This window comes from Pseudarthrobacter sp. IC2-21, assembly GCF_034048115.1.
GTDB classification, from domain to species: Bacteria; Actinomycetota; Actinomycetes; order Actinomycetales; family Micrococcaceae; genus Arthrobacter; species Arthrobacter naphthalenicus.
The window spans coordinates 2,850,049-2,862,929 of the sequence record NZ_CP139145.1 but is presented as its reverse complement, the minus strand read 5'-3'; the positions used below and the strand labels follow the sequence as shown (position 1 = coordinate 2,862,929).

The following is a 12,881-nucleotide window of genomic DNA, read 5'->3' as shown; positions in this document are numbered from 1 at the left end:
TCGATTTTTAGGCGCCTTAGGCTGCAGCGTTTAGAATAATGGAAGGCGCCCTGTGTTAATGGGCCAATCCGTCGTGGACTCCGGTTGGAAATGCGGCGAAACAACAGCTGACTCACACTGAATCGAGCAATAACGCATGTCTGAAACCACCACCAACACTGCGGTAGCCACTGCATCACGCAGTGACCTGCGTAACGTCGCGATCGTGGCCCACGTTGACCACGGCAAGACCACACTGGTCGATGCCATGCTCAAGCAGACCAACTCCTTTGCCGAACACAACCACCTCGAAGACCGTGTGATGGACTCCGGTGACCTGGAACGCGAAAAGGGCATCACCATCCTCGCCAAGAACACCACGGTGGCCTACAACGGACCGTCCTCCAATGGTGAAACCATCACCATCAACGTGATCGACACCCCCGGCCACGCCGACTTCGGCGGCGAGGTGGAGCGCGGCCTGTCCATGGTGGACGGCGTTGTCCTCCTGGTTGACGCGTCCGAGGGCCCGCTGCCCCAGACCCGTTTCGTGCTCCGCAAGGCCCTGGCCGCGCACCTTCCGGTCATCCTGCTCGTCAACAAAACGGACCGCCCCGACTCCCGCATCGAGGAAGTCGTCCACGAGTCCATGGACCTCCTCCTGGGCCTCGCCTCTGACCTTGCGGATGAAGTTCCGGACCTGGACCTCGACAAGATCCTTAACGTCCCCGTTGTCTACGCAGCCGCCAAGGTAGGCCGCGCCTCCCTCGTGCAGCCCGCCGACGGCTCCGCCCCGGACAGCGAGAACCTGGAGCCGCTGTTCAAGGCCATCATCGAGCACATCCCGGCACCGACGTACAACCCTAATGGCGTGCTCCAGGCACACGTGACCAACCTTGACGCCTCCCCGTTCCTGGGCCGCCTCGCCCTGCTCCGCATCTACAACGGAACACTGCGCAAGGGCCAGACCGTTGCCTGGGCCCGCGCCAACGGCGAGCTCAAGAACGTTAAAATCACCGAACTGTTGGCTACCAAGGCACTGGACCGCGTTCCGGCTGAGTCCGCGGGCCCGGGCGAAATCGTCGCCGTCGCCGGTATCGAGGAAATCACCATCGGTGAGACCCTGACCGACGTCGACAACCCGCAGCCGCTGCCGCTGATCACCGTTGACGACCCGGCCATCTCGATGACCATCGGTATCAACACCTCGCCCCTGGCTGGCCGGGTCAAGGGCGCCAAGGTCACCGCCCGCCAGGTCAAGGACCGCCTCGACAAGGAACTGATCGGTAACGTCTCCCTCAAGGTTCTCCCCACCGAGCGCCCGGACGCCTGGGAAGTCCAGGGCCGTGGCGAGCTCGCGCTTGCCATCCTGGTTGAGCAGATGCGCCGTGAAGGCTTCGAACTGACCGTCGGCAAGCCGCAGGTTGTCACGAAGACCGTCGACGGCAAGATCCACGAGCCGATGGAACACATGACCATTGACGTACCGGAAGAGTACCTCGGTGCCGTCACCCAGCTGATGGCAGCCCGCAAGGGCCGCATGACCAACATGGCCAACCACGGCACCGGCTGGTGCCGCATGGAGTTCATCGTTCCGGCCCGTGGCCTGATCGGCTTCCGCACCAAATTCCTCACCGACACCCGCGGTGCCGGCATTGCTTCCTCCATCGCCGAGGGCTACGAGCCGTGGGCCGGCCCCATCGAGTACCGCACCAACGGTTCGATCGTGGCTGACCGCTCTGGCGTGGTTACCCCGTTCGCGATGATCAAGCTCCAGGAACGCATGTCATTCTTCGTGCAGCCCACCTCCGAGGTCTACGAAGGCATGATTGTTGGCGAAAACTCACGCGCCGATGACATGGACGTGAACATCACCAGGGAAAAGCAGCTCACCAACATGCGTGCTGCGTCCTCGGACACCTTCGAGAACATGACCCCGCCGCGCAACCTGACCCTCGAAGAGTCCCTCGAATTCGCCCGCGAAGACGAGTGCGTTGAGGTGACCCCGGACTCCATCCGTATCCGGAAGCTCATCCTGGACGCCAACGAACGCGCCAAGGCCAGCCGCGCGCGCGCCAAGTCCTAACCGAGTTTGTTGAAGCTGCCGGTACGGCAGGCGGGAAACCGCCGTCGTACCGGCAGCTTTTCTTTTGCCCGGATGCCGGTCCGGGGAGTGAATGCCGGAAGTCAGTGGCGGGCGCGGGACGCGCGCCGCTCAGGGGCGGGCGGGACCGCTTTCGCGGCGACCACGAGGTGCAGGGGGATCACGACGTCGGCCTGCCGCGTCCGGACGGTGCACTCGCCGTCGTCCGTGGTCACCAGGTGCCCCAGGGCGTCGGTGAGGCCGCCCTCGATCCGGTACCGCACCACAACCCTGGTTCCGGGCAGGGCGGCGGCCAGGAATTCCTGGGGCGTAGGCTGGGCGGGACTCACCAGTTCATACTAAGGCGGTCCGCTAGGTTCGCGGGAACCGGCCGGGAGATAATAAGCTCAGTAGTCAATAGTCCGGAGATTGCACCGGATTCAAGTGCCGGCGGTGGCCGGAACCAACGTGGAGAGGCAAGGGACGTGACGTACGTAATCGCGCAGCCGTGTGTAGATGTCAAAGACAAGGCATGTATTGAGGAGTGCCCGGTCGACTGCATCTACGAGGGTGAGCGTTCGCTGTACATCCACCCCGATGAGTGCGTCGATTGTGGTGCCTGCGAGCCTGTGTGTCCGGTGGAGGCCATCTACTACGAGGACGACACTCCCGAGGAATGGGCCGATTACTACAAGGCCAACGTCGAATTCTTCGATGACCTCGGGTCTCCCGGCGGGGCCGCGAAGATCGGCAACACGGGCAAGGACCACCCGATGATTGCCGCCCTGCCGCCGCAGAACCAAGACGCCTGAGCCGGGCCGCCCCGGTGACATCAGCGGTGAATACTTTTGGCCTGAGCCTGCCCGATTACCCGTGGGAGGCCATGGCGCCCTACCTCGCCAGGGCTTCGGAGCATCCCGGCGGGGCCGTCAATCTCTCCATTGGCACGCCGGTGGACCCGACGCCGGTGCTGATCCGCGAGGCGCTCAAAGCCGCCGCTGACGCTCCCGGGTACCCTACCGTGCACGGCACCGCCGGGCTGCGTGAAGCGATCGCGGCGTGGTTCCACCGCCGCCGCGGCGTTGCAGGACTGGACCCGAAGAACGTCATGCCCACGGTCGGGTCCAAGGAACTGGTGGCGTGGCTGCCGCTCCTGCTTGGACTGAAGCCGGGCGACGTTGTGGTCCGCCCCAAGGTTGCCTACCCCACCTATGACATCGGCGCTACGCTCGCGGGGGTCACCTCCGTAGCCACTGACACTCTGGATGAGCTCGACGCCGCCACCCGCGCCAGGGTGCGCCTCATCTGGGTCAACTCCCCGGGGAATCCCACCGGAAGCGTCCGGGACGTCGAATCGCTGAAGGCCTTGGTGTCCCAGGCCCGGGAACTGGGTGCCGTGGTGGCCTCCGATGAATGCTATGCCGAGCTCGGGTGGGGCTCATGGGATGCCCAGCGCGGCGGGGAACCTGTCCCCAGCGTCCTGGATCCGCGCGTCGCCGGCGGCTCCCACGATGGGCTCCTTGCGGTGTATTCGTTGAGCAAGCAATCCAACGTTGCCGGCTACCGGGCGGCTTTTGTGGCCGGGGATCCCGCCATCATGGCGAATCTCGTCAACAGCCGCAAGCATGCCGGCATGATCGTGCCCTACCCGGTGCAGGAAGCCATGCGCGTTGCCCTGGGTGACGATTCGCATGTCCAGGCCCAAAAGGATCTCTACCGCGGACGGCGCGAACGCCTGGTGCCCGCCCTGCAGCAGTTTGGGCTGGAGATCAAGGATTCCGACGCCGGGCTGTACCTGTGGTCCACGGCGGGGGAAGACACCTGGGACACCGTGGGCCGCCTCGCGGACCTGGGCATCGTGGTGGGTCCGGGTGTGTTTTACGGCGACGCCGGCACCGGTTTTGTGCGGGTGGCGCTCACCGGTACCGACGAACGCATCGACGCGGCCGTGGCCCGGCTGGCCCCGGGGCGGTAACAATCATGTGACTCGCGCCACAAAGGCGGCGTTTTGGGGGGATTTTGACGGCCGCCGATTAGTGCCACCCGACCATCGGGCGGTACTTTTTAAGTGACTATCAATGGTGGCTTTCTACAAGAAGGCAGCCCGGGTGTTGGATTTCCTGGATGAACAGGGACAGTGCCACGGCTCACCGGTTGGATCAAGCTTTCGACAGAGGCCCAAGCGCCTCATGAAGGGGACTCCATGACTGAGACCAACAGCGCAACCCTGCACCATGCAGGAGGCGAGCTCAAGCTCCCGCGCATCAAAGTTGTTGAAGGAAACGAAGGATACGACGTTTCCAAGCTGCTCAAGCAGACGGGCGCAGTCACCTTTGACCCCGGCTTCATGAACACGGCAGCAACCACCTCCGCTATTACCTACATTGATGGCGATGCGGGCATCCTGCGGTACCGCGGATACCCCATCGAGCAGCTGGCGCAGCACTCCAGCTTCCTCGAGGTCTCCTACCTGCTGATCTACGGCAACCTGCCCACCGCCACGGAGCTGGAAGCATTCGACCAGAAGATCCGCCGCCACACCCTGCTGCACGAAGAGCTCAAGGGATTCTTCAGCGGCTTCCCCCGCGACGCGCACCCCATGCCGGTGCTGTCCTCGGCCGTGTCCGCGCTGTCCACCTTCTACCAGGACTCCCTGGACCCGTTCAACGCCGAGCAGGTGGAACTCTCCACCATCCGCCTCATGGCCAAGATGCCGGTCATTGCCGCGTACGCGCACAAGAAGTCCATCGGCCAGCCCATGCTGTACCCGGACAACTCCCATAACCTCGTGGAGAACTTCATGCGCCTGAGCTTCGGCCTGCCGGCCGAACAGTATGAAGTGGACCCGGTCATCGCCAAGGCGCTGGACCTGCTGCTGATCCTGCACGCGGACCACGAACAGAACTGCTCCACCTCCACCGTGCGCCTGGTTGGCTCCTCCAACGCCAACCTCTTCGCTTCGGTGTCGGCCGGCATCAACGCCCTCTTCGGCCCCGCCCACGGCGGCGCCAACGAAGCAGTGCTCAAGATGCTCCGCCAGATCCAGGCCGACGGCACCAAGCCCGAGGACTACATGGAGAAGGTCAAGAACAAGGAGGACGGCGTCCGCCTCATGGGCTTCGGACACCGCGTCTACAAGAACTACGATCCGCGGGCCAGGATCGTCAAGGACACGGCACACGAGATCCTGACCAAGCTCGGCGGTAACGACGAGCTGCTGGAGATCGCCCTCCGCCTGGAAGAGAAGGCCCTGAACGATGACTACTTCATCCAGCGCAAGCTCTACCCCAACGTGGACTTCTACACCGGCCTGATCTACAAGGCCATGGGCTTCCCGGAGAAGATGTTCACCGTGCTGTTCGCCATCGGCCGCCTGCCGGGCTGGATCGCGCAGTGGCGTGAAATGATCACCGACCCGAACACCAAGATCGGCCGCCCGCGCCAGCTGTACATCGGCGAGCCGGAGCGTGACTACCCGGTCCGCTAAGCGCGCCACGGTCTGTGAACTGAGTACGACGGCGGCCGGTTACCTTCTCCGCGAAGGTGACCGGCCGCCGTCGTTCTCTCATCGGTTGCTCCGTAGGTGCCGTTTTCGGGGCTCAAAACGGCGATTACGGAGCAATCGATGCTAGGAGGAGTAGCCCTGCGGGTTGTTCTTCTGCCAGCGCCAGTGGTCCTCGCACATCTCGTCCACGGTCTTGGTGGTGGACCAGCTGAGGTCGGCCAGGGCGGAGGTGGCGTCCGCCCAGAACGCGGGAAGGTCGCCGGCCCGGCGCCCGGTGATCTCATAGGGGATCGGTTTCCCGACCGCCTTCTCGAAGGACCGCAGGACCTCCAGCACGGAGGAGCCCTTGCCTGAACCGAGGTTCCAGCGGAAGACTCCCGCGCGGTCCGCCACGTGGTTGAGGGCGGCGACGTGCCCTTCGGCGAGGTCGACGACGTGGATGTAGTCCCGCAGGCACGTTCCGTCAGGCGTGTCGTAGTCGCCGCCGAACACCATGAGCTTCTCGCGGCGGCCCACAGCCACCTGGGCGATGAAGGGCACCAGGTTGTTGGGGATGCCCTGGGGGTCCTCGCCGATGCGGCCGGACGGGTGCGCGCCCACCGGGTTGAAGTAGCGCAGCAGCGCGATGTGCCAGCGGCTGTCCGCGGCGCCAAGGTCCGACAGGACGTCCTCGATCTGCTCCTTGGTGCGGCCGTACGGGTTGTTGGCGCCGATCTCCATTTTTTCCACGTAGGGAATGGGGTTGTGCTCGCCGTAGACGGTGGCGGAGGAGCTGAAGACGATGGAGCGCACGTCATGGCGGTCCATGACCCTTATCAGGTTCAGCGTGCCCACGAGGTTGTTGTAGTAGTACTTCAGCGGTTCACGGACGGATTCGCCCACGGCCTTCAGGCCCGCGAAGTGAATGACGGCGTCGATCCGGTTGCTTGCGAAAACGCTGTCCACTGCTGCCTCGTCCACGAGATCCACGTTGTGGAAGTCCGCGGTCTTGCCGGTGAGTTCGGCGACGCGCCGCAGCGATTCCTCGCTGGAGTTCACCAGGTTGTCGATCACCACCACATCGTGACCGGCTTCCTGAAGGGACAAAACAGTGTGTGAACCGATATAGCCGGTGCCGCCTGTGACCAGAATTTTCATGCCCCCACGCTATCCCAATTCCGTCGATGAACGGATTACAGCACGGGCGTGCTAAATAGGAGTAGTGCCCAAAATTGTTGATGCCGAAGCCCGGCGCGCGGAAATTGTCGAAGCGGTCTTCAGGATCATCGCCGTGGACGGGCTGGAAAGGGCCTCCTTGCGGGAGGTGGCCGACGAAGCAGGCCTGGCCGTCGGGTCCGTCCGGCACTACTTCGCGGGCAGCGACGAACTGCTCCGCTTCTCCTTCGCTGCGGTGGTGGACCGGATCCTGGCAAGGCTTACGGCGGGACTGCCGGCGATGCTGGAGAGTGAACCCGGATCGGAGTCCCGGCGGGAGGCCGTTTTAACCCTGCTGGGTGAATTCCTGCCCCTTGACGAAGACCGCGCCGTGGATGCGTGCGTATGGATGGCCTTCAAAAACGCGGCCAGGATCCGGCCCGTGCTCGCGGCCGAAGCCGACCGCAGCCACCGCGAGGTGGCCGCCGTCGTCGGACAGGTGATCACGGCCCTGGTCCGCGGCGACGGTGAGGATGAGGACCGGCTCACGGTGGAAGCAGAGCGACTGCTGGCGACGCTCGACGGGCTGTGCATGCACGCCCTCCTCCAACCCGAATGGATGACTGCGCAGATGTGCCGTGATGTCCTTGACCGGCACGTGCGGAGCCTGGCCGGCTGACACTACCGTCCGCCGCCATCCGGAATAGACTGGGAGCCGGGGGAGCGGAGCGGCCGGAACCCGGCAGGGGCAGGCCAAAGGAGGAATTGGGATGAATCAAACAGGTGGTCCCGGCTGGCAGATCACAACGGACACCTCCGGACCCCTGATGATCGCGCTGTTTGTCCGCGATGCGGCAGGCCTGGACGGGGCGGGCCATCCCGCACTTTGTCACGCAGCCCCGAAGGTCCGGCAGGCCGACCATTCGCATCTGACTGCCGACGTGGGCGGGGTAAGTGCGCTGAAGACCGAGTGGGAAGCCTGGTGGGAGCAGCTGCTCAAGGCCCATCCGCAGACGGCGCCGGAACTCTCCCCGCCGGCATTTGAGGCCTTCGGCAACTCCCCGGCCCTCCAGCGTGTCCTGCAGGCGCACTTCGGGGCCGCCCTGACCTGGGCACGGGAACGCCGGAGCGAATACACCCGCCTGGAGGCGGAACGGGTGGCCAGTGGCACCGACCAGCTCCTGGGTGACATCGTGGACGACCGGCTGATGGAAGTTGGCCGGGAGGCGCGGGACTTCAACCTGACCATCATCGAATTGCCGCTGAACGAAGAGCGGGCCTGGTACCTGGAACCGGACAAGATCCTCATGAGCCACAACCTCATGTCACAGCCCGAGCTCTTCCGCAGCTACGTCCAGCCGGTGGTGGAAATCCTCGCTTAGGCTCGGCGCCCGGTCCGGCGGCCTGGCCCAGGTTCAGTGGTCCGGCCAGGTCGCACACGCAGGACTCCCCGGAGGGCTCGGCCTTCACGATGGAGAGCAGCCGCCGCCGGCCGGGATCCGCCAGCGCTTTGAACCGCAGCGCCTGCACGCCGCTTGAACCGTCATTCGCGTGTATTGACATGCATCGATATACTCGCTGTATCGACGAACGTCAATGAACCCAAGGGGACCACATGAGCATTCCGGCTGCCAAATAAGAGCCCCGCCCCCGCCAACGGAAGAAGCAGCGCGCACCATGGATTCACTTAAAAACCTTCCCATTGCCGTCATCGGTGCCGGACCCGTCGGTCTCGCCGCCGCGGCCCACCTGCTCGAACGCGGCCTCCAGCCGCTGATCTTCGAGGCCGGTCCGACGGCGGGGGCTGCCATTGAGCAGTGGCGCCACATCCGGCTGTTCTCACCGTGGCGGTTTAACCTCGACGCCGCCGCGGTCCGCCTGCTCGAGCCGACCGGATGGGTTCCGCCGCGGCCCACGGCCCTCCCGTACGGCGGGGAACTCATCGACAACTACCTCGCCCCGCTCGCCGCTATCCCGGCCATCGGTTCACGGCTGCAGACCGGTGCACGCGTCCTGGCCGTCACGCGCCAGGGCATGGACAAGACGCACACCCGCAACCGCGGGACCACCCCGTTCGTGGTCCGGGTCGAGCACCAGGACGGGCAAGTCCGGGACCACACGGTGGCCGGCGTCATCGACGCGTCCGGAACCTGGTCCACCCGCAATCCGCTCGGCACGTCGGGGCTTCCCGCCAGCGGCGAGGAGTCCGCCGCGGAGCGGATTGCCTCGCCCCTGCCGGACGTCACAGGCCGGGACCGCGGCACATTCGCGGGGCGCCGGGTCCTGGTTGTCGGGGCGGGGCACTCGGCCGCCAACACGCTGATCAACCTGGCCGGCCTGGCCCAGGAAGAACCTGACACGGCGATCGTGTGGGCCGTGCGCGGGCCCTCAGCCGAGAAGGTGTACGGCGGCGGAGACGCCGACGGACTGCCTGCCCGCGGCCAGCTCGGCTCCCGGCTCCGCCGCCTTGTCGAGGCCGGGACCATCGAACTGCACACCGGATTCGGCATCTCGGCGCTCAAATCCCTGGAGTCAGGCGTAAGTGTCGAATCCGTGGACGGACGTCGCCTGGACGTTGATGTCATCATCCCCTGCACCGGCTTCCGCCCGGACCTGGACATCCTGCGCGAACTGCGCCTGAGCCTGGACCCCGCCGTCGAGGCACCCACCGGGCTGGGCCCGCTGATCGACCCTGAATTCCACTCCTGCGGAACCGTCGCCCCGCACGGCGCGAAGCTGCTGGCCCATTTGGACAAAGACTTCTATATCGTGGGAATGAAGTCCTACGGCCGCGCGCCGACCTTCCTGCTGGCCACCGGCTACGAACAGGTCCGGTCGGTCGTGGCGGCCCTCGCCGGTGACCAGGCCGCAGCGGACACCGTCCACCTCGAACTGCCGGAGACCGGGGTGTGCTCCACTGACGGCGGCACCAGTTGCGACACTCCGGCAACCCCGGCGGCCACACAGGACGCCGGTTGCTGCTCCGCTCCGGAACCGGTGCTGGTCGGCTTCCCAACCGGCTTGGCACATGGCCGTTCCGGCAGCAACTGAGCGCTCTCCTACTTCGTGGGCGCTACGGTGATCCGGACCTGGCCGGCCGGGACGTCAGCCACCTGCCAGCCAGCCTGGTCCTTCCGGACCCAGCTATGGCCGGCAACATCGACGCGTGTCACGGCCAGGTCCTTGGCGTTTGCCACGGCCCACTGCGCCACGGACCAGGCCTCACTGCTGGCCGCGTCCACAACCAGCGACTTGCCCTCGACGGCGGTTTCCAGGGCACCGTAGGCCCGAGCGAGTTCCGCGTCCACCGTTTCGGGCTGACCTGGCTCCTGCGGGGCGCGCAGCGTGCACTGAAGTGCCGCCGGCGTCTGGCCGGATAGCGCAGACGCAAAGGACCGGCCCATCTCCTCGTGCTGGGCGTAGGCGTGGGGAAAGGCCGAGCGCTGCACGCGTTGCGCGGCGTCGGTAATGTCCAGGGACTCGTAGCCGGGAATTTTCACCAGCGCGTCGTAGAAGGCGTTGACCGCATAGTACGGATCCATGATCTGCTCTTCGGTTCCCCACCCCTGGGACGGGCGCTGCTGGAACAGCCCCCGGGAGTCGGGCCCGGCGAGGTCGCCGTGATCGATGTTGCGCAACTTGGATTCCTGCATCGCGGTAGCCAAGGCGATGCTGGCTGCCCGCGGCGGAAGGCCGCGCTGCACGGCGACGGCGGTAATCAGCGCTGCGTTGACCGTCTGGTCGGTGGCGAGCTCGGCGTGCTGCGTTCCGACGTCGGCCGTGCAGCGTTCCGCAACCAATGTCTCGGAACGCTGCACGACGGCCACCACCGTATAGATGCCCCCTGCCAGGAGTGCCAGGGCGAGCAGGAGTACCGTGGCGCGCCGCAAGCCACGGCCCCTGGTTAGCACCGTGTCAGTTGGCGTGGAGGGCGTCGTTCAGTTCCACCGTCTGCCCCTTGCGCGGCAGGGCTTCGACGGCGCCCGTGGTGGAGTTGCGGCGGAAGAGCAGGTTGGGGACGCCGGAGAGCTCTGCTGCCTTGACGATCTTGGTGGTGTCCTCGCCCACCTCGTCCTTGGGCCCCGGAACACGAACGCGGGTGCCGGCGGTCACGTAGAGGCCGGCTTCCACCACGGAGTCATCGCCAATGCTGATGCCGACGCCGGAATTGGCGCCCAGCAGGACACGCTCACCGACGGCGATCCGCTCCTTGCCACCGCCGGAGAGGGTCCCCATGATGGAGGCGCCGCCGCCCACGTCACTGCCGTCGCCGGTGACCACACCGGCGGAGATGCGGCCTTCAACCATGGAGGCGCCCAGGGTGCCGGCGTTGAAGTTTACGAAGCCTTCGTGCATTACGGTGGTGCCCTCCGCGAGGTGGGCACCCAGGCGGACACGGTCGGCGTCGGCGATCCGGACACCGGAGGGTACAACGTAGTCCACCATGCGCGGGAACTTGTCGATCCCGTAGACCGTCACGGCCCCGCGGCGGCGCAGCCTGGCGCGGGTCAGTTCAAAGCCCTCCACGGCGGCGGGGCCGAAGTTGGTCCAGACAACGTTGGGGAGCTTGCCGAAAATGCCGTCCAGGTTGATGGTGTTGGGCTGCACCAGCCGGTGCGAGAGCAGGTGCAGGCGGAGGTAGGCGTCCACGGTGTCCGCCGGTGCTTCATCAAGGTTGATCTGGGCGAAGACCACCTTCTGGTCGGTCCCGCGGTCCGCGTCGGTTCCCTCTTCGGCGAGCTGGAGGAGGGTTGCGTCCGCGTTCTCCACGGCACGCAGGCTGTCGGCCGCAATGCCCAGGGCCGGTGCAGGGAACCAGACATCCAGGACAGTGGCCTGTCCGCCGGCTGTGGCGATGGTCGCCAGGCCGAAGCCGTAAGCGGAGCGGTCTTCGGAGCTTGCATTCTGGTCTTCGGGCACGGCGGAAGTAGCGGTCTCAGTCATGCCCCCAGTCTAGCGAGAGCAGGGCGCGGGGTTCGAACTAGACTGGCAACGTGACTGCCGAAACCGCCCCTGAACCGACCACCGCTCCTTTAGACCTCAGCCAGGACGTTGCGGTGCTGACCGCCGCCCTGATGGACATCAACAGTGTGTCCGGGAACGAGAAGGACCTGGCGGACGCCGTTGACGTGGCGCTTCGGGCCATTCCGGAGCTCCGTGTGGTCCGCGACGGCGACTCGATTATTGCGCGCACGGAGCTGGGCCGGCCGGAACGCGTCATTCTTGCCGGGCACCTGGACACAGTGCCGCTGCCCACCACCCCCGGCGCGCGCGGCACGGTCCCGTCAACCTGGGATTCCGGCACTCCGGGGAAGGGCGTCCTCTACGGGCGTGGCGCCACGGACATGAAGGGCGGGGTTGCGGTGCAGCTCGCGCTTGCGGCCACCATGTTCGACGGCGGGGCCGTCCCAGGGCGGGACGTCACCTTTGTGTTTTATGACCATGAGGAAGTGGAAGCGGTCAAAAGCGGACTGGGGCGCCTGGTGCGCAACCATGGCGACCTCCTCGACGGCGACTTTGCCATCCTCCTGGAGCCGACGCACGGCACCGTGGAGGGCGGCTGCAACGGCACCAGCCGTTTCGAAGCCACGACGGTGGGGGAGGCGGCACATTCCGCACGTGCCTGGATGGGCAGCAACGCCATCCACGCCGCCGCCCCCATCCTTGCCCGGCTGGCAGCCTACGAACCGCAGACCATCAACGTGGACGGCCTCGACTACCGGGAAAGCCTCAACGCCGTCAAGATCAACGGCGGCACCGCGGGAAACGTCATTCCGGACCGGTGCGTGGTGGAGATCAACTACCGCTTCGCCCCGGACAAGTCTCCGGAGCAGGCTGAGGCCGTGGTCCGGGAGCTGCTGGCGGGGTTCGAGGTGGTGCGCACGGACGCTGCCGCGGGCGCGCGTCCCGGACTGAACCATCCGGCTGCCGCGTCCTTTGTGGCCGCGGTCGGAGCCGAGCCCAAGCCCAAATACGGTTGGACCGACGTCGCGCGTTTCAGTGAACTGGGGATCCCGGCGGTGAACTTTGGCCCCGGTGATCCGTTGCTGGCCCATAAGGATGAGGAACACGTCGACGCCGATGCCATCCGCGAGTGCCTCAGGGTGCTGCGGAGCTGGCTGGCGGAGTAGCTACCGCCTTAGACGCACATAGCGCGCACACAGAGGAGGGTCCGCAGCC

Annotated in this window: 12 protein-coding genes and 1 pseudogene; 8 read left to right on the top strand and 5 right to left on the bottom strand. The window is 65.8% G+C overall.

The annotated features are described in order from the left end of the window. Positions 1-136: 136 nt before the first annotated feature. Positions 137-2,065, top strand: coding sequence for a translational GTPase TypA (gene typA / locus SBP01_RS13160; protein ID WP_320536053.1), 1,929 nt, complete (start codon positions 137-139; stop codon positions 2,063-2,065). A 101-nt stretch (positions 2,066-2,166) separates the two neighbouring features. Here the strand turns inward: typA and SBP01_RS13155 are convergent, their stop codons facing one another. Continuing rightward, a complete protein-coding gene (locus SBP01_RS13155) occupies positions 2,167-2,412 on the bottom strand; it encodes a hypothetical protein (RefSeq protein ID WP_320536052.1) in 246 nt (81 codons plus the stop codon). A gap of 135 nt (positions 2,413-2,547) precedes the next feature. Here SBP01_RS13155 and fdxA point away from each other — a divergent pair, with 135 nt between their 5' ends. The 3 genes from fdxA to SBP01_RS13140 all read left to right on the top strand — a co-directional run bounded on the left by fdxA (position 2,548) and on the right by SBP01_RS13140 (position 5,549). Then, positions 2,548-2,874: a ferredoxin gene (gene fdxA, locus SBP01_RS13150; protein ID WP_190989300.1), complete on the top strand. Its 327-nt coding sequence runs from the start codon at positions 2,548-2,550 to the stop codon at positions 2,872-2,874. Positions 2,875-2,888: 14 nt separating this feature from the next. After that, on the top strand, positions 2,889-4,037 hold the full coding sequence (gene dapC / locus SBP01_RS13145) for a succinyldiaminopimelate transaminase (RefSeq protein WP_320536051.1): 1,149 nt from the start codon (positions 2,889-2,891) through the stop codon (positions 4,035-4,037). Between the two features lie 228 nt (positions 4,038-4,265). Further along, positions 4,266-5,549, top strand: a complete 1,284-nt coding sequence (locus SBP01_RS13140; RefSeq protein WP_275212360.1) for a citrate synthase — start codon at positions 4,266-4,268, stop codon at positions 5,547-5,549. Positions 5,550-5,690: 141 nt separating this feature from the next. Here SBP01_RS13140 and galE read toward each other — a convergent pair whose 3' ends face one another. After that, positions 5,691-6,704: a UDP-glucose 4-epimerase GalE gene (gene galE, locus SBP01_RS13135; protein ID WP_320536050.1), complete on the bottom strand. Its 1,014-nt coding sequence runs from the start codon at positions 6,702-6,704 to the stop codon at positions 5,691-5,693. A gap of 64 nt (positions 6,705-6,768) precedes the next feature. Between galE and SBP01_RS13130 the strand changes: the two genes are divergently transcribed. Both SBP01_RS13130 and SBP01_RS13125 read left to right on the top strand, forming a co-directional pair. Beyond that, a complete protein-coding gene (locus tag SBP01_RS13130; protein WP_320536049.1) occupies positions 6,769-7,380 on the top strand; it encodes a TetR/AcrR family transcriptional regulator in 612 nt (203 codons plus the stop codon). Positions 7,381-7,471: 91 nt separating this feature from the next. Next, positions 7,472-8,083, top strand: a complete 612-nt coding sequence (locus SBP01_RS13125) for a hypothetical protein (RefSeq protein WP_275212363.1) — start codon at positions 7,472-7,474, stop codon at positions 8,081-8,083. 22 nt (positions 8,084-8,105) lie between these two features. Here the strand turns inward: SBP01_RS13125 and SBP01_RS13120 are convergent. Continuing rightward, a pseudogene (locus tag SBP01_RS13120) lies at positions 8,106-8,228 on the bottom strand (transcriptional regulator); the annotation flags it as partial. Positions 8,229-8,378: 150 nt separating this feature from the next. Between SBP01_RS13120 and SBP01_RS13115 the strand changes: the two are divergent. Then, on the top strand, positions 8,379-9,752 hold the full coding sequence (locus SBP01_RS13115; RefSeq protein WP_320536048.1) for an NAD(P)-binding protein: 1,374 nt from the start codon (positions 8,379-8,381) through the stop codon (positions 9,750-9,752). An 8-nt stretch (positions 9,753-9,760) separates the two neighbouring features. Here SBP01_RS13115 and SBP01_RS13110 read toward each other — a convergent pair whose 3' ends face one another. Together SBP01_RS13110 and dapD are read right to left on the bottom strand one after the other, a co-directional pair. Then, positions 9,761-10,591: a hypothetical protein gene (locus tag SBP01_RS13110; protein ID WP_275212365.1), complete on the bottom strand. Its 831-nt coding sequence runs from the start codon at positions 10,589-10,591 to the stop codon at positions 9,761-9,763. A 25-nt stretch (positions 10,592-10,616) separates the two neighbouring features. Continuing rightward, positions 10,617-11,645, bottom strand: coding sequence for a 2,3,4,5-tetrahydropyridine-2,6-dicarboxylate N-succinyltransferase (gene dapD / locus SBP01_RS13105; RefSeq protein ID WP_275212366.1), 1,029 nt, complete (start codon positions 11,643-11,645; stop codon positions 10,617-10,619). A gap of 50 nt (positions 11,646-11,695) precedes the next feature. Between dapD and dapE the strand changes: the two genes are divergently transcribed. Then, complete coding sequence (gene dapE, locus SBP01_RS13100; RefSeq protein ID WP_275212367.1) at positions 11,696-12,832, top strand: succinyl-diaminopimelate desuccinylase; 1,137 nt, start codon at positions 11,696-11,698, stop codon at positions 12,830-12,832. Positions 12,833-12,881: the final 49 nt, after the last annotated feature.